We start from the raw sequence: 19,418 nt of genomic DNA on the forward strand, positions 1-19,418 counted from the left end.
TCTTTATCTAGGTGTACTTTTTATACCTAGTATTCAAAGGCAACTTCAACGAAACTAGGTTTCATGAACGAAACCGCGCTCACCGCTCTTCCGGCTCAGATATCTGACGAGCACCGCGAGCTGCTCGACGAGGTGATGGACAAATGGTCGCTGCTGATCCTCGACACACTCTGCGAGCAGCCGCGGCGCTTCAACGAGCTGAGGCGCGCGATCCCCGCGGTTTCGCAGAAGTCGCTGACGGCATCCCTTCGCCGGCTCGAGCGCAACGGCATGGTGGATCGCGTCATCCTCGGTACGCGTCCGCTCGCCGTCGAGTACCGGATCTCGGATCTCGGCCAGACACTGCAGGATCTGATCGACGCACTGCTGCGGTGGACATCGGCTCACATGGGGGACGTGACTCGCGCCCGTGACCGTTTCGATCTCGAGTTCGACCACTGATCTCGCTGGGGTGAGCGGGGGCGTCATCGCCTCGGAGACGCACAGCATCGATGAGGCCTCGGAACGAGGCAGGATGAGAACATGCAGAAGAACTGGGCGGGCAACCTCACATACACGGCGGCCGAGATCGCGCATCCGTCGACCATCGATGAGCTGCGCGGCCTGCTCAAGGCGGGCGGTCTGGTGGGCATCCTCGGCACGAGGCACTGCTTCAACGATATTGCCGACACCCCCGGGGTCCTCATCGCCCTCGACCGGATGCCGCGTGAGATCGAGGTGAACGAGTCTGGAGACGCCGTGCGAGTCTCCAGCGCGCTGCGCTATGGCGATATCGCCCCCGAGCTGGAGGCGCAGGGCCTCGCGCTGGCGAATCTCGCATCGCTGCCGCACATCTCCGTGGCCGGCGCCGTCGCAACAGGCACCCACGGGTCGGGCGACCGCATCGGCTCGCTCGCATCCGCTGTACGCGGACTCACGATCCTCACGGTCGACGGCGAGATCCGGCGGCTCGCGCGGGGCGACGCCGACTTCGACGGCGCCGTCGTCTCGCTCGGCGCGCTCGGAGCCGTGCTCGACGTCACCCTCGATGTCGAACCCACCTACGAGGTCGCGCAGCACGTGTTCGACGCACCCCGATGGGATGCGATCCTCGCCGACCTCGACGCGGTCACCGGCGCGGGCACGAGCGTGAGCATCTTCACGACCTGGCAGCGCACGGATGTCGCCGACATGCTCTGGATCAAGCAGCGGCTGCCGGAGCAGCGCGGCGAGGAGCGCGCCGCGCTCGCCGCACGTCTGGGGGCGGTGGCATCCGACGGCGAACGGCATCCGATCCTCGGTGTCGATCCGGTCGCCACCAGCGTCCAGCGCGGGGTGGCGGGCCCGTGGTTCCAGCGCCTGCCGCACTTCCGGCTCGAGTTCACGCCGTCCGCCGGCGCCGAGCTCCAGAGCGAGTATCTGGTTCCGCGCACCGATGCGCTCGCCGCGATCGGTGCGGTCCGCTCACTCGCCGATCGCATCGCGCCTCTGCTGCTGGTGAACGAGGTGCGAACGGTCGCGGCGGACGAGCTGTGGCTCAGTCCCGCCTACGGAGCGGATGCCGTCGCACTGCACTTCACCTGGAAGCCGGACGAAGCCGCGATCCGCGCGTTCCTTCCTGTGCTGGAAGCGGCTCTGCCCGCATCCGCGCGCCCGCACTGGGGCAAGGTCTTCACGCTCGACGGGGCCGAAGTGCGCAGCCGGTACCCGCGGTTCGACGACTTCGCGGCGCTGCGCGCAGGGTTCGATCCCGAGCGGCGGCTGGGCAACGAGTACCTCTCTCGACTGGGACTCTGACGCCGCACTGGTCACCCCTTCCGGTCGCCCGCTGGCCGTCACACTGCCAGGATCGCTCGCGAGAGCCACTCACCGAAGCTGCGGAGGTCGATCCCCCCACGAGCGGATGCTTCGGGGCCGGGCGTGCCGTTGATGACGGCGACCAGCTCGAGGTAACGGCCCTCTGACGCCCGATAGCCATCGTCTTCCAGCGCGTGAACGAGCAGTTCGTCGACCTCCCGATACCGGGCCGCTAACCGGGCGCGCAGATCATCGTCGACGATCGCTCCGCCTGCGGCGGCTGCCTGCTGAACGAACTGCTCGGCCAGATTCCGCGCAGCGGAATCGGTGGGGGCGAGCCCGGCGCTGTGCGTGGCGATGAGCTTCGGCATCAGCTCTTCGCCAGCGCGGGAGATGAAGGCTTGGATGTCGGGCTCCGCCATCTTCCGCCCGATCTCGGAGGCGTACGTCTCGCGCAGGTATTCGCGGGTGGCCTGACGGTAGTGGTCGTCCTGCAGGAGCTCGGAGAGATCGATCCACGCGTCCAGCTGTTCGGGCGAGGGATCGACGGACAGTCGCGGATGCGCCTCGCGGAGTCGGTCGGCCACATCGGCCGGCATGCCGCGCGACACCTCGGTCAGGAAGTCGTCGACCAGGCTCTGGCGTTCCTCGTCTGACATCGCCACGAGCTTCTGCAGCAGCCGGGTGCGCTCCTGGGTGCTCTCGTTGCGCACGAGCGCACGCAGCACCGCGCGCTTGGCCTGCAGATCGCGCGCACGGGTCTCGACGACCTCGAGGTGCTCGGAGAGCAGGTCGCGCAGCGCGACGGTGCCGGTGAGTACGCGCCTGACCTGATCGAGGCCCGTCTCGAGGTCGCGGAGGGTGCGGATGAATTCCAGGCGTGCGATCGCTTCCGCGTCATAGAGGCGGTGGCCGCCGTCGGTTTCGTCGGTGGGCTCGACGAGCCCTTCGTCGGAGTAGTAGCGGATGGCGCTGACGCTGAGGCCGGTGCGGCGGGCGACGTCACCGATGAGGTGCAGTTCTTCTTGTGTCTCGTTCATGTCCTCCACTCTGGGACCTCAAGCGGCTTGAGATGCAAGCCCCCGCTCAGGCGGGGCGTCGGGCGGGTTCGTCAGACGTGGTCGCGCCAGGAGTGCTGCGGCTCGAATCTGAGCGTGCCCGATGTTCCGGTGAGTGCGATGCGCATGCCTTCAGACTGGCACGAGCGCGGGAGGAGTGGCTCATTCGGCATACACTCGTCGGCGTGAGCGACATGATCAGCGACCCGCGACGCCCCGTCGGCGTGCGTGACGTCGCAGCGGCCGCGGGAGTCTCCAGGCAGACCGTCTCGCGTGTGCTCAACGAGCATCCCGATGTGGCGGAGGCGACCAAAGAGCGCGTGCGTGCGGCGATGTCCGACCTCGGCTACCGCATGAACAACGCGGCACGCGCGCTCGGCACCAAGCGGACGCGGACGATCGGCGTGGTGGCATCCGATGCCCTGCAGTACGGACCGTCCCGCAGCATCGCCGCGATCGAGGCATCCGCCCGCGCGGCCGGGTTCTGGGTGTCAGCGGCGTTCGCCGATTCCGGCGATGCGGACTCGGTGCGCTCGGCGGTCGCGCACCTGCAGGCGCAGGCCGTGGACGGGCTCATCGTGTTCGCCCCGCACGCGAGCGCGCTCGACGCGCTCGACGGCCTCGACGTGGGTGTACCCGTCGCCATGCTGCACGCAGGAGGGCGAGGGGAGAGCGGGCTGTCCGTCGATCAGGTCGCCGGTGCGCGGCTGGCGGTCAGAGCGCTCGTCGGTGCAGGGCACCGGCACATCGCCCATATCTCCGGACCCGAGGAGTGGATGGAGGCCAGCGCACGCACAGCCGGTTTCGTCGCCGAGCTCGCCGCACACGGACTGGATCCGGTCGCGATCGTCCGCGGTGACTGGACGGCCGGCTCCGGGCATCGTGCCGCCGCCGCGATCGATGAATCCGGTGCGACCGCGGTATTCGCAAGCAACGATCAGATGGCGCTCGGGCTCATCGGCGGCCTCCGCGAGCGGGGGGTGCGTGTGTCGGAGGACGTCAGCATCGTGGGCTTCGACGACGCCCCGGATGCCGCGTTCTTCTGGCCACCGCTGACCACGGTACGCCAGGATTTCGAGGAGCTCGCTCGCCGCGCTGTCGCGGCGGTCACCGGCGAGGGCCTCGTGTCGCGTGAGCCGGTCGCGCCGGTGCTCGTCGAGCGTGCGTCCATCCACGCGCTGCGGCGCCGGAGCGGCATTGCGCGCCAGGGCAACCCCTGACACAATTGCCGTGACCGGTCACAGTCGCGAGAGGACCTCAATGACGAACTTCCCTGATGGCATCCAGCACGCCATCGACGCTGTGCGAGAAGACGTCGCACGTCTGCATGACGAGCTGGTGCGCAACGGCCTCGTCGTCTGGACCGGTGGCAACGTCTCCGGTCGCGTGCCGGGAGCCGAGCTGTTCGTCATCAAGCCGTCCGGCGTCTCGTACGATGACCTCGCGCCCGAGAACATGATCCTGTGCGATCTCGATGGCAACGTCATCCCCGGAAGCCCGGGCAGTGAACGCTCGCCCTCGAGTGACACCGCAGCCCACGCCTACGTGTACCGGCACATGCCCGAGGTCGGCGGCGTCGTGCACACTCACTCGACTTTCGCGGTCGCCTGGGCTGCGCGCGGCGAAGAGATCCCCTGCGTCATCACGGCCATGGCCGACGAGTTCGGCGGCCCGATTCCCATCGGCCCCTTCGCGATCATCGGCGACGACTCGATCGGCCGCGGCGTCGTCGACACGCTCACCGGACACCGCTCGCGCGCAGTGCTCATGCAGAACCACGGACCCTTCACGATCGGCACGAACGCGAAGGACGCGGTGAAGGCAGCCGTCATGGTCGAAGACGTCGCGCGCACCGTGCACTACGCACGTGAGGCCGGCCCGCTGATCCCGATTCCGCAGGACGCGATCGACAGCCTGTACGACCGGTACCAGAACGTGTACGGCCAGAGTTCGGATGCGCGCCGGTGACCCTTCGACAGAGCTCAGGGACCGGGCGGGAGAGCTCAGGGACCGGGCGGGATGACATCGCCGAGGGGCGCACGAGCCTCGGAATCGAGTTCGGTTCGACCCGCATCAAAGCGTGCCTGATCGGACCTGACGCCACTGAGGTGCTGGCTGTCGGCTCGTTCGCGTGGGAGAACAGCCTCGAGGGCGGCGTCTGGACCTATGCGCTGGATGAGGTCTGGCAGGGACTGCAGGCAGCATTCGCCGATCTCGTCGCCGACGCCGAGGAGCGCCACGGCACTCGGCCTGAAACCTTCGGGGCCATCGGCATCTCGGCGATGATGCACGGTTACCTCGCTTTCGATGCGGCAGGCGATCTGCTCGTGCCCTTCCGCACCTGGCGCAACACCAGCACAGGACGAGCTGCGCAAGAGCTCTCTGAGCTGTTCGGGATGAACATCCCGCTGCGCTGGTCGATCGCGCACGTTCACCAGGCCGCCATCGATGCCGAGGCGCACGTCCCGCAGGTCGACTTCGTCACGACGCTGGCCGGATACGTGCACTGGAGACTCACCGGAGAACGAGTGCTGGGCGTGGGAGATGCTTCTGGCGTGTTCCCGATCGACTCCGCCACGGGCGACTACGACCAGCGGATGGTGGACGCCTACGACTCCCTGGTCGGCGACCGGCTTCCCGCGCCGCTGAAGAACCTCCTCCCCGCCGTCCTTCCAGCTGGCACGGTCGCCGGGACCTTGACCGCCGAGGGGGCGGCCCTGCTGGATCCGAGTGGTGCGGTGCGCCCCGGCATCCCGCTGTGCCCGCCGGAGGGTGACGCCGGAACAGGCATGGTCGCGACGAACTCAGTGGCGCCGCGCACCGGAAACGTGAGCGCGGGCACCAGCATCTTCGCGATGGTCGTGCTCGAGGGTCCGCTCAGCGGCAGCCACCACGAACTCGACCTCGTCACCACTCCCGCCGGTGACGCGGTCGCGATGGTGCACTGCAACAACGGCGCAAGCGAACTGGCCGCCTGGGCCGGAATGTTCGCACGCTTCGCGGCCGCAGCGGGCAGCCCGCTCGACGACGACGCTGTGTTCGACGTGCTCTTCCGTGAGGCGCTCGCAGGCGATGCGGATGCCGGGGGACTTCTCGCGTACAACCACCTCGCCGGAGAGCCGATCGCGGGCCTCACCGAGGGGCGGCCGCTGTTCGTGCGCACCCCGGACAGCTCGTTCACTCTCGCCAACGCGATGCGCGCTCAGCTGTACGGCGTCTTCGGCACGCTCGCCCTCGGCATGCAGGTGCTCGAGGGTGAGGGCGTGCAGATCGACCGGATGTTCGCGCACGGTGGCATGTTCCGCACCGCTGGCGTCGCACAGCGCTTCCTCGCCGGGGCCCTCAACGCACCCGTCGCCGTCGGCGAACTCGCCGCCGAGGGCGGAGCGTGGGGGATCGCCGTCCTTGCGTCGTACCTCGCTCATTCCGCACAGAGTGACCTCGGTAGCTATCTCGAGGATCAGGTGTTCGCCGCGGCATCCCTCGCCACGGCCGACCCCGATCCCGCTGACGTTGTCGGCTTCACGACCTTCCTCGATCGCTACCGCGCCGGCCTCGCCATCGAGGCCGCCGCAGTCTCGTCCATCTAGCCCGCTCAGGTCGCAAAACATGCCGCAAAGCATCCGTCATACCGGCGTAAATCGCGACCTGAACAAGAAGAAAGACCGCTCATGACACGTACACCGCTGAAGACGAGCCTCGACGAGTACGAGGTCTGGTTCCTCACCGGCAGCCAGCACCTCTATGGACCTGAGACCCTCGCTCAGGTCGCCGACCAGTCGCGTGCGATCGCCGAGGCTTTGGATGCTGCATCCGAGGTTCCCGTGAAGATCGTTTGGAAGCCGGTGCTCACCGACACCGCCAGCATCAAGCGCACGGTCCTCGAGACGAATGCCGACGACCGCGTGATCGGCCTCGTGTGCTGGATGCACACCTTCAGCCCGGCCAAGATGTGGATCACCGGGCTCGACGCGCTGCAGAAGCCCCTCGCGCACCTGCACACCCAAGCGAATGTCGAACTGCCCTGGGCTGACATCGACTTCGACTTCATGAACCTGAACCAGGCCGCCCACGGCGACCGCGAGTTCGGTTACATCCAGACGCGTCTCGGCATCCCGCGCAAGACGGTCGTTGGTCACGCCAGCGACCCGCGCGTGCGTCGGGAGCTCGGCACCTGGCAGCGTGCGGCAGCAGGACTTGCGGCATCCCGCTCGCTCAAGCTCGCCCGATTCGGCGACAACATGCGCTTCGTCGCCGTCACCGAGGGCGACAAGACCGAGGCCGAGCTGCGCTTCGGCGTGCAGGTCAACACGTGGGGCGTGAACGACCTGGCGGATGCTGTCACCGCTGCATCCTCGTCCGACATCGACGCCCTCGTCGCCGAGTACGAGGAGCTCTACGAGGTCGCCCCGGAACTGCGCAAGGGCAGCGAGCGACACCAGTCGCTGCGCGATGGGGCTGCGATCGAGATCGGTCTGCGCTCGTTCCTCGAAGAGGGCGGCTTCGGCGCCTTCACCACGTCGTTCGAAGACCTGGGATCGCTCAAGCAGCTGCCGGGCCTGGCAGTGCAGCGACTCATGGCAGAGGGCTACGGGTTCGGCGCCGAGGGCGACTGGAAGACCGCGGTGCTCGTGCGCATCGCCAACGTGATGGGTGCGGGGCTCCCGGGAGGTGCGAGCCTGATGGAGGACTACACCTACGACATGACCCCCGGCGACGAGCTGATCCTCGGGGCGCACATGCTCGAGGTGTCGCCGTCGCTGAGCACGGCGAAGCCGACACTCGAAGTGCACCCGCTCGGCATCGGCGGCAAGGAGGACCCGGTGCGCTTGGTCTTCACCGCCGACTCTGGCCCCGCCATCGTCGTCGCGCTGAGCGACATGCGCGACCGGTTCCGCCTGACGGCGAACGTCGTCGAGAACGTCGAGCCGCGGGCATCGTTGCCGAACCTTCCGGTCGGCCGCGCTGTCTGGAAGCCGCAGCCCGACTTCCACACCAGCGCTGCTGCCTGGCTGACGGCGGGCGCCGCCCACCACACGGTCATGTCGACGGCGGTGGGCCTGGAAGCGTTCCGCGACTTCGCGGAGATGGCCGAGGTCGAGCTGCTCGTCATCGACGAGGAGACCACGCTGCCCGAGTTCCAGAAGCAGGTGCGCTGGAACCAGGCGTACTACCGTCTCGCACAGGGCCTGTGAGCGGGGCAGCTATCGTCGAATACATGAACGATTCTTCCCCGGCATCCGGTCGTCAGCTACGCATCTCAGCGCACGGATACGAGGTGGTCATCGCGAGCGTCGGAGCGTCTCTCCGAGTGCTCCGTCACGACGGCCGCGACCTCGTCGTGCCCTTCGACGCCGATGAGGTGCGACCCGCGTACCGAGGCGCGACGCTCGCGCCGTGGCCGAACCGGGTCGTCGACGGCCGGTACACGTTCGGCGGCGAAGAACATCAGCTCGCGCTCACAGAGCCTGCTCGCGGGCACGCGCTGCACGGACTGCTGGCGTGGACCGAGTTCGCCGACCGCGTCGTCGAGGACGACCGGGTTGCGCTCGTGGCCACGATCGAGCCGCAGCTCGGATACCCGTTCCGCGTCGAGGTCGAGGTCGAGTACCGCCTCGGTTCAGACGGTCTGAATCAGACGGTGACCGCTCGAAACCTCGGGGCGGACGCTGCGCCCTGGGGCACCGGACCGCATCCGTACCTGGTGGGAGGTGACGGGCGCGTCGACGCCTGGACACTCACACTTCCGGCATCCGAGGTGCTCACGGTCACCCCCGATCGGCTGAGCCCGGTCGCGGTGGAGTCTGTCGAGCAGCATCCGGAATGGGACTTCCGCGAGGCGCGCGCGATCGGCGACGTTTTCATCGACCACGCCTTCACCGAGCTCTCACGCGTCGATGGTGCCGCCGAGGTGCGCGTCGTGGCAGCGGACGGGCGCGGGGTGGCGCTGAGCTGGGATGAGAGCTGCCCCTGGGTGCAGGTGCACACGGCCGATCTTCCCGCGGATGCCGCGAATCATCGGATCGGCCTCGCCGTCGAGCCGATGACCTGCCCGCCCGATGCCTTCAATTCTGGTGTGGACCTGGTTGTTCTGGAGCCCGGCGCCGAGGCTGCGGCATCCTGGCGGTTCACCGCGATCTGACCGCTGCCTCGCCGCGCCCGTTCGACAAGCGCCTGTTGAATGCCGCCGCGCTCAGCGGGCGAGCCAGCTGCGCAGACCCCGCGTGACCCAGGGGAGGACCCAGTAGGTCATGATCGGCGTCAGTACGAGCGTCGTCACGAGCACGCGCAGCCAGAGGGGGAGTTCGCCCCATCCGGGTACCGGCGTCATCGCGAGGCTGAACAGCAGATTGACCGGGAAGAAACCCAGCCAGATCGTCACAGCCTGCTTCCACCGTTCTGGCGCCGGCGAGACGCTCTCGACGGTGGTGGCATCCGGCAGATTGATCGACCCGGTCGGCGGTTCGTCGAACCAGCCCTCGATCCCGGTGCGGCGTCTCGAACGCTCACTGCGGATGAAGCCCTGACCCATCGACAGCCACCACGTCCGCTCGGGCGACTGCTCCCAGGCCTCGAGCGTCTCGGTGCTGGCGAAGCGGTAGAGCATGTGCCAGACCTGGGAATCGTCGCCGGCGCGCACCCACCCTGAGCCGAGGAAACCGGGGTACTTGTGGGCGAGGTTCACTCCGGTCTGCACCCAGGTCGTCGCCTCGGAGATGTGTGCAGGATCGACCTCGCGGCGGATCGAAACGGTGATGGGTGCGCTGGACATGGGTGGCCCCTCGGGAAGAAGTTGCTTGTGGCGACCCCGAGTGTACGTGGGCTATGTTTCGCGTCCGTTTCCGACTTGTCGAACGCCGCGTCAACGGCCGAGCGCCGCCGAAACACGACGGGCCAGGTCGGCAGGGCGCTTCAGCAGCGGTGCGGTCACCTCGATGACGGTCCAGCCCGCAGCGTGGAAGGGCCTCTCCAGATCGGTGCCGCGCAACCGCCCGCGGCCCACGCCGCGGGCCTTCGCGATGCGCACCGAGAACGCGCCGTCGAACTCGTCTGGAAGTGGCTGACGTCGTCCCATAGTGCACGCGGTGCCACAGTTCCCGTCGATGCCGTCGGAGTTGTCCACAGCCCCGGTTCGAATCGCTCACAGTGCTTTATCTCGGCGGAAATGGCGCACTTTGCGCGATTCGAACGGGGAGGGGAGGAGGTGGCTACCGGCGACCGGGCAGCCGATCCACCAGCGACGCAAGCGCGCCGCGCAGCAGACCTACGAGTCCGAACGGGATGAAGAACGCGAACAGGATCAGCACGATGCCGTAGGCGGCGCCGGTCGCGGCAGGGCTGATGCTCGAGGTGAACGTCGGCACGTACTGGATGAAGATCGCCCCCAGCACCGCGCCCGGCACGGTCGCGAGCCCGCCGACGACGATCAGCGTGATGAAGGAGATCGACATCGTGAGCCCGAAATTCTCGGGACCTACGAACTCCAGCAGCATCGCATATAGGCCGCCGGCGACACCGGCGAAGGCGGCGGATGCCGCGAACAATCGTGTCTTGGTCTGCCACACGTCCACGCCCAGGGTCTCCGCGACGAGTTCGGCATCGCGCACGGCGATGAACGAGCGGCCGAGTCGTCCGTGGCCGAGGCGACGGGTGACGAGATAGGCGCCGGCGACGATCACGAGCGCGAGGTAGTAGACCCACTGATCGTGCGCGAGAGGGATCCAGGCCGGCGCGTCTCCATCGATCGCGATGCCGCGACTGCCATGCGTGAACGGCTCGAAGGCGCGGATCGCCGCAGGCGTCGCCATCGCCATCGCCAGCGTCACAAGTCCCAGCTGCAGCCCTTTCAGTCGCAGCGCCGGCAGGCCGATGATGTAGCCGACGGTGAAGGGCAGGGCGCCAGCGATCACGAGCGTGAGCGGGTGCGCCCACCCCGCCTCGCCGGCGACGGCCACCGAATACGCACCGATCGCGAAGAACGCCGAGTGCCCGAGGGAGATCTGTCCGCCGAAGCCGACCAGCAGGTTGAGCCCCAGCCCGACGATTGTCCAGATCATCACGAGCGTGACGGTGAGGTTGATGTAGCTCGGGTTCACCAGCGGCACGATCGCGAGCGCGATGAGCAGCAGGGCCGTCAGCACGATCAGTAGCGGACGGGGCAGGTTCAGCGGCGGGCGCGGGCGGCGCAGCCACTCGCCGACCGAGGTGCGCTGCGTCTTCGCGGCCAGCAGATTGCGGATGGGGGAGGTCACCACGCTCATGCGCGCACCAGCTCTCGTCGTCCGAACATTCCCTGTGGCCGCACCAGCAGCACGACCACGATGATCAGCAGCGCCACGACCTGCTTCAGCTCTGCGCCGATGACGGGGATGTATGTTCCGGCCAGATTCTCGATCACACCGACCGTGACCCCGCCGAGGAGGGCGCCGAGCGGCGAGTCCAGACCGCCGAGGGTCGCTGCGGCGAAGGCGTAGATGAGCACCGGCGCCATCATCCCGGGATGCAGGAACAGTTCGGGCGCTATGAGCGTGCCTGCCAGTGCGCCGACCGCGCCGGCGATGGCCCAGCCGATCGACATGGTGCGCCCGGTGGAGATGCCGCTGAGCTCTGCGGATTCCGGCGCCGACACTGCCGCCCGCATCCGCAGTCCGACCCGGGTGCGGCCGAGCAGCAGCGCCAGCGCGATCGCCGCGATGCTCACGCAGACGACGATCCCGACATCCTGACGAGACAGCGAGACGGCACCGATCGAGAAGGAACCCGACCCGAACAGGGCTGGCACCTCCTTGGTTTGATAGGTCCAGCCCCAGCCGATCAGCGCGTTCAGCGCGATCATGAGTCCGAGGCTGACGATGATCAGAGCCAGGTGCTGGTGTCGTCTGACCAGCGGACGGAACATCACCCGCTCGATCCCTGCCGAGAACGCGGCGAGAGCGAGCATCGAGATGATGAGCGCGACCCAGATCGGCATCCCCCAGGCGGTGAGCTGCCAGGAGACGTAGGCACCGAGGAGGGCCATCTCGCCCTGCGCGAAGTTCAGCGTGCGCGATGCTCGGTAGACGAGCACGATCGCCAGGGCGAGCGTGCCGTAGATCGCACCGGTGGCGATGCCGTCGACGAGTTGCTGCAGAAACATCTCACACTCCCAGATACGCGCGGCGCACGTTGTCGTCGTTCTGCAGATCGGATGCCGCGCCGCGCAGCGTCACCTCACCACTCTCGATCACCAGGGCTTCCTCGGCGATCTCGAGTGCGAGCTTGGCGTTCTGCTCGACCACCAGCAGCGCCGTGCCGCGTTCGCGGGACAGCTCGTCGAGCGTGGCGAACAGCTCGGTCGTGATCTTGGGTGCCAGCCCCAGCGAAGGTTCGTCGAGGAGTACCAGTCGCGGCTCGGCCATGAAGGCGCGGGCGATCGCGAGCAGCTGCTGCTCGCCTCCGCTGAGTCCGGATGCCGGCCTCGCGCTGCGCTCGCCGAGCCGAGGGAACCTGTCCAGCCAGCGGTTGGCGTCGGCCGCGGCATCCGTGGCCCTGCGCATCGTGGCGCCGGCCAACAGGTTCTCGCGCACGGTGAGGTCGCCGAAGGTCCCTCGCCCTTGCGGAACATGCGCGATGCCTGCGGCGGCGACGCGGTACGGGGGGAGACCGGCGAGCTCGCGGCCGTCGAACCGGATCGATCCCTCCATCCGGCACATCCCGGAGAGTGTGCGCAGGGTGGTCGTCTTGCCAGCTCCGTTCGCGCCCAGGATGACGAGGCGTCCGCCATCGGGGATCTCGAAGCGGATATCGCGGAGGATCGTCACCGGACCGTACCCGGCTGCATCGAGCTCGACGCTCAGCAGGCTCATGCGACGCTCCCCAGATAGGCGGCGACGACCTCGGGGTCACGCGCAACGGTCTGCGGGTCGCCTTCGGCGATGAGGCGGCCGAAGTTCAGCACCACGACCCGGTCGCAGACGCTGGTCACCAGGCCCATGTGGTGCTCGACGAGCAGGATCGCCGTGCCGCGCTCGGTCGCCAGACGCCGGAGCGTCTCGCCCAGTTCATGTACCTCGCTGTGGATCAGACCGTTCGCCGGTTCGTCGATGAGCAGCAGTCGCGGGGCGCTCAGCAGGGCCCTCGCGAGCTCGACGCGTTTGAGCGTGCCGAACGGCAATGCTGCGACGACCCGGTCCGCGACGGCGGAGAGCCCGAGCTCATCAAGCAGCGCATCGGCCCCGGCGCGCAGCGCTCGCTCGGTTTCGGCGATGCGCGGGAGCGCGAGGCCAGTTGCCCAGAAGCCCCCGCGAGTGGTGTGGTATCCGCCGGCGAGCACGTTCTCGCGGACCGTCTGCGACGGCAGGAGCCCGAGATTCTGGAAGGTGCGACTCACACCCAAACCGCTGATGCGGTGCCGGGGCATGCGCGTCACCTCTGTGCCCGCGACTCTGATGCTGCCGCTCTGCGGGCGGTAGAGCCCGCCGATGCAGTTGAACAGGCTGGTCTTCCCAGCACCGTTGGGACCGATCAGTCCCACGACTTCGCCGTCGGAAACCTGGAAGCTCGGACCATCCAGAGCCTGCAGTCCGCCGAACGAGAGTCGGACGTCGCGCACATCGAGCAGCGCGTCCATGTCACCTCCCAGGTGGAGTCGGTGGGTCCCCGTTCCCGTTCGGGACCCACCGACATCGTTAGCCGACCGTGTAAGTGTCCTCGGTGAGATCCCAGTTGTCGCCGTTGAAGATCTGGATGCCCAGCTCGCGGAACGCGAACGGGTAGTCCGCGGTGGTCGTGATGCTTACCGGCGAGAGGTCGAGTTCGACGGCGTCGAATGAGGATGCCGATTCGAGCAGCGCTTCTCGCGTACAGTCCTCCAGGCCCAGGAGTGCCGCCTCGAGCAGCTGCGCTGTCTGGTAACCGGCAGCAGCCGGGGCGGACAGTGCGTTGACCTCATCGGGGTGAGCGGCGGCGAACTCTGTCCAGGCATCGAAGCCGGCGTCTCCGGCGAGCGACGCATCGGTGATGTCCTTCGTGTACGCGATCGACACGACGCCATCGGCAGCTCCGGGGCCAGCGGGTTTGAGGAAGAAGGTCGCGTCGGCGGCGGGTGCGTTGATCACAGTCGTCGCATCCCAGCCGAGTTCGAGCTTCTTCTTCAGTGACTGGGTGGCGAAGGCGCCGACGGCCCAGTTCAAGAACACGTCCGCACCGGATGCTGCAAGGTTCGTGACCTGGCTGTCGACGGTCGCCGAGGTGAGCTCGTAGGGCTCTGCGGCCACGATCTCGATGTCGGTGCCTTCGAAAGCGGTCTCGAAGCCGGCCCGGATGCTCTCGCCGAAGTCGTCGTTCTGATAGAGGATCGCTGCCTTCGCTCCCGGGTAGTTCTCGATGAGGTACTCCGAGAGCGCCTTCACCTCGAAGCCGTACTGGGGCATGAAGCCGGTGGTCAGCGAGGGCTGCTCCTCGTGGAGAGTGAGGATCGCGTCGGACCCCGTTCCGGTGAACAGGTTCGGCACGCCCTGTTCCTCGACGTACGGGGCGACGCTGATGGCCGCGCCCGTGCCGAGGACGCCGGCGAGCGCGAAGACCTCGCTCTGCTCAACGAGAGTGCGCACGTTCGTCGCAGTCTTCGCCGGGTCGTAGCCGTCGTCGATGATCTCGATCGTCACCTCACGCTTGTTGCCGTCGGCGAACTCGAGACCGCCTGCGGCGTTGATGTCGTCGAAGTAGGCCTTCATCGTCTGCGCGATGGCGCCGTAGGTGGCGGCGGGACCGGAAAGCGGGATGCTGGTGCCGATCGTCACCGTGGTGTCGGTGAAGCCGGGGCTGCAAGCGGCCCAGGCTGCTGCGCCGTCGGCCGGGGCCGTGTCGGCGGTGGCGTCGTCGCCTCGTCCGGCGCATCCGGACAGGATGAGGCCCGCGGCCAGGGTGCCGACGAGAGCGATCGGTAGCGCGCGGTTTCGGGTGCTGCGCAGTGTGGACATCATTCCTCCTCGAATGATCAGGTGCTGGTGATTCAGGTGCTGTGTGGGATGTGGTCGGGGATGAGGACTTCGCGGTCGCCGACCTTCTCGAGCGCGAAGAAGTACAGGGCGCCGTCGTCATCGGCGGCGCCTCGGCCAGTCATGACGCCGAGGACGGCGTCGGGGGAGATGCGGGTGAACAGGTCGATGACCGGCATCCCGTCGTACGACATGGCGGCGGTGCGAATGCCGTCGTGCTCGACTGTTCGCAGCATCGCACCGCCGTGGGCGAGCGCGACGTTCGCAGACAAGACGCCGTCGAACCCTTCGCAGACCAGCGGGACGACATCGTCATCGGAGCGGAACAGTTTGCCGAACCAGCCGGTGCGCTGCAGCATCCGGTGCGTGCGATGGGCGGGGCTGAGGCCGACACCCCGCCAAAGTCCGCGTAGCTCGTCCGGCGCCACCGGGGGCAGCGAGCGCCACAGCAGCGAGAGATCTTCGGCGCCCATGCGCCCCGCGCGTAGGAGCTCGATGAGCTCCACCGCCGCCACCGGCACCTCGGCGGCTGCATCCGCGTCGTCCATGATGAGCACGGGCTTGATCGCGCGCCCGGCGCAGGCGTCGTCGATGGCGGTGCCGATCTCGTCGAAGCGATAGCGGCGGATGAGCTTCTCGACAGGCAGACGACCCGCACGCCACAGGACGATCAGCAGCGCGATGTCGCGGTGAATCTGCGCGTCGCCCTCGATCACGCCGGTGAGGGTCCGGCCCCACAGCAGCTGCGACTGCGAGAGGGTGACCCGGTTGGATCCGGCGTGCAGCGCCACGGTGGCGCAGACGCCCAGCGGAGCGAGGGCCGCGAGACCCGCATCGATCGTCTCCTGGCGCCCGACGGTGTCGAGCGTGTGCGTGACGCCGAGCCGACGGGGGTTGAGCCCGTCGGGGGCGAACGCCTCGGTGGCGCCAAGTTCGAGCGCGAGCGCCCGCCGCTCGGAATCAGGGTCGCTGACGATGATCCGCCCGACGCCGCGGTGGGCGGCGGCCATGACGCCGGCGAGTCCGGTCGTGCCGGCGCCGATGATGAGAAGAGAGTCAGTGGGGCCGGGGCGCAGCACGTTGAGTACGGTGCCGGCACCGGTGAGGATGCCGCAGCCCAGGGGAGCGGCGACCTCCCACGGAACGTCGTCCGGGATCCGCACGGCGTTCGATGCCCGGGCCAGGGCGAGGGTCGTCCAGGACGACTGCGCCATCCAGCCCGTCGTGACGGACTCGTCGCTGCTCGTGGCATCCGACCGCGGGTCGTAGTTGCGCTCCGCGAAGCGCTCGCAGTACGCAGGGTGCCCCTCATCGCACCGGGCGCACCCGCCGCAGGCGTCGAAGCTGAGCGCGACCCGATCCCCGACCCGCAGGTTCTCGACGGTCGGACCCACGCGCTCGACAGTTCCTGCGCCCTCATGGCCGAAAACGGCCGGGAAGCGATCGCCGGCACCGCCGGACATACCGAACAGGTCGGTCGGGCACACCCCGGAGGCATGGATGCGGACGAGGATCTCGCCCGCGCCGGGCTCGCGCACCGAGACCTCCGAGAGCGCGACGGGTCCGCCGCGCTCCCGGACGAGCGCGGCCACAGCTGCATTCATTGTCTAGATCACAGCCTCTTCGCGGTCGGCGCTGCGCAGCGCGACCTTGTTGACCTTGCCGCCGGCGTTGCGGGGCAGAGCGTCGACGGTGACGAGCGCCTTGGGCTGCTTGAAGCGCGCGAGCTTGTCGCCGAGCCATCCCTGCAGTTCGTCGAGGTTGAGCTCCTCACCGGGACGCACCGCCACGGCCGCAACCGGGATCTCACCCCAACGCTCGTCAGCGCGGCCGTACACGGCGGCCTCGAGGATCTTCGGATGCCCTGCCAGGATATTCTCGACCTCAGCGCAGTAGATGTTCTCGCCACCCGAGATGATCATGTCCTTCTTACGGTCGACGACCCAGACGAAGCCCTCCTCGTCTTGGCGGACCAAGTCTCCGGAGTGGAACCAACCGTGCTCGAATGCCTCAGCCGTCTCGGCGGGCTTTCGCCAGTATCCCTTCATGAGGTTCGGGCCCCGGTAGAGGATCTCGCCGACCTCGCCGCGAGCGACGTCGTTGAAGTCTTCGTCGACGACGCGGTACTGGATGGTCGGGATGGGCTTGCCGACGCTGCCGAGCTTGCGCAGCGAGTCCTCGCCGCTGAGCGCACAGGTGATCGGCGTCATCTCGGTCTGGCCGAACACCGCGACATTCGTCGCCTTCGGGAAGCAGTCGGACATCTGCTTCAGCAGGGTGTCGGACGCCGGGGCCGCACCCCAGCTGATGATGCGCAGGTGCAGATCGCGGTCAGGGATGGACGGGTCGGCGCAGATAACCTGCCACTGCTGCGGGACGTTGAAGACGATCGTCGCCTTCTCCGTCTCCCAGGCGTCCAGCAGCTCCGTCGGGTTGAACGCGCCGAGCGGGTGGATGACGGTCGGGATGCCGATGACGAAGTTCGGTGCGATCGACCCGAGGCCCGCGATGTGGAACAGCGGAGCGGTCATGAACGCGATGTCGTCCTCGCCGAAGACCTGGTTCACGCGCAACAGGGTGAGCGACTGCGCGAAAAGGTTGACGTGGTCGAGCATCGCGCCCTTCGGGCGACCGGTCGTACCCGAGGTGTACATGATCAGGGCCGTGGTGTCTTCGGGGACGTCGGGGTACTCGAATCCCTCCGGGTCCTCGGCGACGAGGTCAGCCCAGGACTCAGCATCCCCGGTCTCTGAGCCTGTCGAAGGACCGCCGATCACGATGACCTTCTTGATGCGGTCCGTGACCTGGGCGACAGCGCCGACGAGCGGCGCCAGTGGCGCCTCGACGATCAGCACGTCGGCATCGGCATCATCCGCGATGTAGGCGATCTCGGGTGGGGTCAGGCGGATGTTGATCGGCACAGCGATCGCGCCGAGACGGTTGATTGCGAAGACGGAGAGCACGACCTCCGGACGGTTCAGAGTCAGCAGCAGCACGCGGTCACCGAAGCCGACTCCGCGGCGGGCGAGGGCTGCGGCGAAGGAATCCACCCGGTCGGCGGCCTGGCGCCAGGTGGTCACCTCGCCCAGGAACTTGAAGGCGGTCTCGTCTGGCTTCATCTCGGCGTGCGTTGCGACCTGGTTCATCCAGTGGTTGCGGCGCACCGCCGCGGGAATCGCGGTGGCGTTCTGCTCGGACATCGGGCTGGTCCCTTTCATACGTCTGTGTATCTTCACCGCATCGTCGCGGCGGGGCTTGCCATGAGTATGCCATCGTCCGCGCCGGTTGTCACGCGTTTTGTTAATAGACATTCACATCCGCGCGTCGCTAGAAGTTAATGAGTAATCACATCAGGAGGTCGGCGGCGCCCCGGTAGGCTGTGGGACATGCCCTCATCCGCCGGCCTCCCCGCGAATCGCACGCGTCCGCGCGATCGCAAGCGCCACATTCAGGAGGCGGCGGCGTCCGCGTTCGCGCGCAACGGCTATCACGCGGTCGGGATGCAGGACATCGCGGATGCCGTCGGAATCTCGGCCCCGGCGCTGTACCGGCACTTCCCGAACAAGTACGCCCTGTTCATGCGCACCGCCTTCGCGCTCGTGCAGCAGCTGATCGAGGCGACGGACGATGCCGCCGCGCAGCCGGTGGAGACCGCGACCGACGCGCGCGCTGCACTGGATGAGCTGCTCGACGACATCATCGCTACGACTGTCGAGCTGCGCGCGATCGGCGGCATCTATCGCTGGGAGGGGCGCTACCTCGAACGAGGGGACCGGGAACAGCTCACCGGCCGGTTCCGCCTGCTGCGTGAGCGCTTCGAGGCGCCGCACCGTATCTACCGTCCCGACGTCGACGACGCCGAGCGCCGGCTGATCGTGCTCGCAGCTCTCAGCGTGGTGGCCAGCATCACCGCGCACCGCACGGTCGTCGCGGCGCGGAGCCTCCGGGCTCTGCTCAGGGAAGCGGCTTGGCGGATGCTCGACATCGACCCGGCGATCACCTCATCCGTTCCCGCCGGGGGCGACTTCGTCGAGGAGTCGGATGCCCCCACTGGGCGCCGCGAGCAGCTCGTGGACACTGCGATCCGGCTGTTCGCCGCACGCGGCTATAACGAGGTCACGATCGAGGATCTGGCCGCCGAGGTCTCCCTCACCCCCTCCGGCGTCTACCGGCACTTCGATGGCAAGCCCGCCGTCCTCCTGGCTGCCTGCGACCGTGCGGCCGTGGCGCTCGAGCGCGCGGTGCTACGCGTGCGCGAGTCATCGGTGGCACCGGATGAGGCGCTGCGCCGGCTGTGCCGGGCATATGTCGACCACTCGTTCCGCAACCTCGCGCTGATGCGCATCTACTTCTCCGAGCTCGGCAACCTCGCACCCGAGGATCAGCGCCGCCTACGCGCCATGCAGCGCGCGCACGTCGCGGATTGGACCGCGCTGCTGCAGGCCGTCCGCCCGGAGCTCGGCGGCCGCGAGGCCGCGGTGCTCGTGCATGCGGGCTTCAGTGTCATCACGGATGAGATGCCGCTGCTGTCCGCGCGCGATGAGGCCGCCGCCGCACGGCTCGCCGGGTTCATGGAGACCGTGCTCGGGATCGGCTGAGCCCCCGT

At 68.0% G+C, this 19,418-nt stretch carries 18 protein-coding genes; 8 read left to right on the forward strand and 10 right to left on the reverse strand.

Translation table 11 applies throughout. The features are described from left to right. The first annotated feature begins 63 nt into the window (after positions 1-63). Together ACTU6U_RS08170 and ACTU6U_RS08175 are read left to right on the forward strand one after the other, a co-directional pair. Positions 64-441: a winged helix-turn-helix transcriptional regulator gene (locus tag ACTU6U_RS08170; RefSeq protein ID WP_443468629.1), complete on the forward strand. Its 378-nt coding sequence runs from the start codon at positions 64-66 to the stop codon at positions 439-441. Between the two features lie 81 nt (positions 442-522). After that, positions 523-1,776 carry a D-arabinono-1,4-lactone oxidase gene (locus ACTU6U_RS08175; RefSeq protein ID WP_443468630.1) on the forward strand — a complete coding sequence of 418 codons (1,254 nt, stop codon included), beginning with the start codon at positions 523-525 and terminating at the stop codon, positions 1,774-1,776. Positions 1,777-1,814: 38 nt separating this feature from the next. Here ACTU6U_RS08175 and ACTU6U_RS08180 read toward each other — a convergent pair whose 3' ends face one another. Further along, positions 1,815-2,816 (reverse strand): helix-turn-helix domain-containing protein, encoded by a 1,002-nt coding sequence (locus tag ACTU6U_RS08180; RefSeq protein WP_443468631.1) that lies wholly within the window; start codon positions 2,814-2,816, stop codon positions 1,815-1,817. Positions 2,817-3,028: 212 nt separating this feature from the next. Between ACTU6U_RS08180 and ACTU6U_RS08185 the strand changes: the two genes are divergently transcribed. The 5 genes from ACTU6U_RS08185 (at position 3,029) to ACTU6U_RS08205 (ending at position 8,976) form a co-directional block, all read left to right on the forward strand. Next, the gene (locus ACTU6U_RS08185) at positions 3,029-4,054 is read left to right on the forward strand and encodes a LacI family DNA-binding transcriptional regulator (protein ID WP_443468858.1); all 1,026 of its coding nucleotides are present in this window, start codon (positions 3,029-3,031) and stop codon (positions 4,052-4,054) included. Positions 4,055-4,094: 40 nt separating this feature from the next. Beyond that, a complete protein-coding gene (locus tag ACTU6U_RS08190) occupies positions 4,095-4,802 on the forward strand; it encodes an L-ribulose-5-phosphate 4-epimerase (RefSeq protein WP_443468632.1) in 708 nt (235 codons plus the stop codon). Beyond that, entirely contained in the window at positions 4,799-6,424 is a 1,626-nt protein-coding gene (locus tag ACTU6U_RS08195; protein ID WP_443468633.1) for a xylulokinase, read from the forward strand. Before ACTU6U_RS08190 ends, ACTU6U_RS08195 begins: the two co-directional genes overlap by 4 nt. Before the next feature lie 81 nt (positions 6,425-6,505). Then, positions 6,506-8,029 carry an L-arabinose isomerase gene (gene araA / locus ACTU6U_RS08200; RefSeq protein WP_443468634.1) on the forward strand — a complete coding sequence of 508 codons (1,524 nt, stop codon included), beginning with the start codon at positions 6,506-6,508 and terminating at the stop codon, positions 8,027-8,029. A 23-nt stretch (positions 8,030-8,052) separates the two neighbouring features. Continuing rightward, positions 8,053-8,976, forward strand: coding sequence for an aldose 1-epimerase family protein (locus tag ACTU6U_RS08205; protein WP_443468635.1), 924 nt, complete (start codon positions 8,053-8,055; stop codon positions 8,974-8,976). A 51-nt stretch (positions 8,977-9,027) separates the two neighbouring features. Here the strand turns inward: ACTU6U_RS08205 and ACTU6U_RS08210 are convergent, their stop codons facing one another. The 9 genes from ACTU6U_RS08210 to ACTU6U_RS08250 all read right to left on the reverse strand — a co-directional run bounded on the left by ACTU6U_RS08210 (position 9,028) and on the right by ACTU6U_RS08250 (position 18,012). Next, positions 9,028-9,606, reverse strand: coding sequence for an antibiotic biosynthesis monooxygenase (locus ACTU6U_RS08210; protein ID WP_443468636.1), 579 nt, complete (start codon positions 9,604-9,606; stop codon positions 9,028-9,030). 90 nt (positions 9,607-9,696) lie between these two features. Further along, entirely contained in the window at positions 9,697-9,909 is a 213-nt protein-coding gene (locus ACTU6U_RS08215; protein ID WP_443468637.1) for a hypothetical protein, read from the reverse strand. A gap of 133 nt (positions 9,910-10,042) precedes the next feature. Then, on the reverse strand, positions 10,043-11,095 hold the full coding sequence (locus ACTU6U_RS08220) for a branched-chain amino acid ABC transporter permease (RefSeq protein ID WP_443468638.1): 1,053 nt from the start codon (positions 11,093-11,095) through the stop codon (positions 10,043-10,045). Then, the gene (locus ACTU6U_RS08225; protein ID WP_443468639.1) at positions 11,092-11,970 is read right to left on the reverse strand and encodes a branched-chain amino acid ABC transporter permease; all 879 of its coding nucleotides are present in this window, start codon (positions 11,968-11,970) and stop codon (positions 11,092-11,094) included. Before ACTU6U_RS08225 ends, ACTU6U_RS08220 begins: the two co-directional genes overlap by 4 nt. A 1-nt stretch (position 11,971) precedes the next feature. Continuing rightward, positions 11,972-12,679, reverse strand: a complete 708-nt coding sequence (locus ACTU6U_RS08230; RefSeq protein ID WP_443468640.1) for an ABC transporter ATP-binding protein — start codon at positions 12,677-12,679, stop codon at positions 11,972-11,974. Further along, a complete protein-coding gene (locus ACTU6U_RS08235; protein WP_443468641.1) occupies positions 12,676-13,443 on the reverse strand; it encodes an ABC transporter ATP-binding protein in 768 nt (255 codons plus the stop codon). Before ACTU6U_RS08235 ends, ACTU6U_RS08230 begins: the two co-directional genes overlap by 4 nt. Before the next feature lie 58 nt (positions 13,444-13,501). After that, positions 13,502-14,794 carry an ABC transporter substrate-binding protein gene (locus ACTU6U_RS08240; RefSeq protein ID WP_443468642.1) on the reverse strand — a complete coding sequence of 431 codons (1,293 nt, stop codon included), beginning with the start codon at positions 14,792-14,794 and terminating at the stop codon, positions 13,502-13,504. A gap of 32 nt (positions 14,795-14,826) precedes the next feature. Further along, a complete protein-coding gene (locus ACTU6U_RS08245) occupies positions 14,827-16,416 on the reverse strand; it encodes an alcohol dehydrogenase catalytic domain-containing protein (protein WP_443468643.1) in 1,590 nt (529 codons plus the stop codon). 3 nt (positions 16,417-16,419) lie between these two features. Beyond that, a complete protein-coding gene (locus ACTU6U_RS08250) occupies positions 16,420-18,012 on the reverse strand; it encodes a long-chain-fatty-acid--CoA ligase (RefSeq protein ID WP_443468644.1) in 1,593 nt (530 codons plus the stop codon). A 186-nt stretch (positions 18,013-18,198) separates the two neighbouring features. On the opposite strand from ACTU6U_RS08250, the gene ACTU6U_RS08255 reads away from it, so the two are divergent. Further along, positions 18,199-19,410, forward strand: coding sequence for a TetR/AcrR family transcriptional regulator (locus ACTU6U_RS08255; protein WP_443468645.1), 1,212 nt, complete (start codon positions 18,199-18,201; stop codon positions 19,408-19,410). Positions 19,411-19,418 lie beyond the last annotated feature (8 nt).

The sequence above is a fragment of the Microbacterium zouquanmingi genome, from assembly GCF_052266695.1.
Taxonomy (GTDB): domain Bacteria; phylum Actinomycetota; class Actinomycetes; order Actinomycetales; family Microbacteriaceae; genus Microbacterium.

What these genes read in the sequence shown, in the direction of transcription:
- ACTU6U_RS08170 (WP_443468629.1), top strand. Translation starts at nt 64, where the DNA reads ATGAACGAAACCGCGCTCACCGCTCTTCCGGCTCAGATATCTGACGAG.
- ACTU6U_RS08240 (WP_443468642.1), bottom strand. Translation starts at nt 14,794, where the DNA reads ATGTCCACACTGCGCAGCACCCGAAACCGCGCGCTACCGATCGCTCTC.
- ACTU6U_RS08225 (WP_443468639.1), bottom strand. Translation starts at nt 11,970, where the DNA reads ATGTTTCTGCAGCAACTCGTCGACGGCATCGCCACCGGTGCGATCTAC.
- ACTU6U_RS08230 (WP_443468640.1), bottom strand. Translation starts at nt 12,679, where the DNA reads ATGAGCCTGCTGAGCGTCGAGCTCGATGCAGCCGGGTACGGTCCGGTG.
- ACTU6U_RS08250 (WP_443468644.1), bottom strand. Translation starts at nt 18,012, where the DNA reads ATGTCCGAGCAGAACGCCACCGCGATTCCCGCGGCGGTGCGCCGCAAC.
- ACTU6U_RS08175 (WP_443468630.1), top strand. Translation starts at nt 523, where the DNA reads ATGCAGAAGAACTGGGCGGGCAACCTCACATACACGGCGGCCGAGATC.
- ACTU6U_RS08255 (WP_443468645.1), top strand. Translation starts at nt 18,199, where the DNA reads ATGCCCTCATCCGCCGGCCTCCCCGCGAATCGCACGCGTCCGCGCGAT.
- ACTU6U_RS08220 (WP_443468638.1), bottom strand. Translation starts at nt 11,095, where the DNA reads ATGAGCGTGGTGACCTCCCCCATCCGCAATCTGCTGGCCGCGAAGACG.
- ACTU6U_RS08210 (WP_443468636.1), bottom strand. Translation starts at nt 9,606, where the DNA reads ATGTCCAGCGCACCCATCACCGTTTCGATCCGCCGCGAGGTCGATCCT.
- araA (WP_443468634.1), top strand. Translation starts at nt 6,506, where the DNA reads ATGACACGTACACCGCTGAAGACGAGCCTCGACGAGTACGAGGTCTGG.
- ACTU6U_RS08215 (WP_443468637.1), bottom strand. Translation starts at nt 9,909, where the DNA reads ATGGGACGACGTCAGCCACTTCCAGACGAGTTCGACGGCGCGTTCTCG.
- ACTU6U_RS08180 (WP_443468631.1), bottom strand. Translation starts at nt 2,816, where the DNA reads ATGAACGAGACACAAGAAGAACTGCACCTCATCGGTGACGTCGCCCGC.
- ACTU6U_RS08235 (WP_443468641.1), bottom strand. Translation starts at nt 13,443, where the DNA reads ATGGACGCGCTGCTCGATGTGCGCGACGTCCGACTCTCGTTCGGCGGA.
- ACTU6U_RS08205 (WP_443468635.1), top strand. Translation starts at nt 8,053, where the DNA reads ATGAACGATTCTTCCCCGGCATCCGGTCGTCAGCTACGCATCTCAGCG.
- ACTU6U_RS08245 (WP_443468643.1), bottom strand. Translation starts at nt 16,416, where the DNA reads ATGAATGCAGCTGTGGCCGCGCTCGTCCGGGAGCGCGGCGGACCCGTC.
- ACTU6U_RS08185 (WP_443468858.1), top strand. Translation starts at nt 3,029, where the DNA reads ATGATCAGCGACCCGCGACGCCCCGTCGGCGTGCGTGACGTCGCAGCG.
- ACTU6U_RS08190 (WP_443468632.1), top strand. Translation starts at nt 4,095, where the DNA reads ATGACGAACTTCCCTGATGGCATCCAGCACGCCATCGACGCTGTGCGA.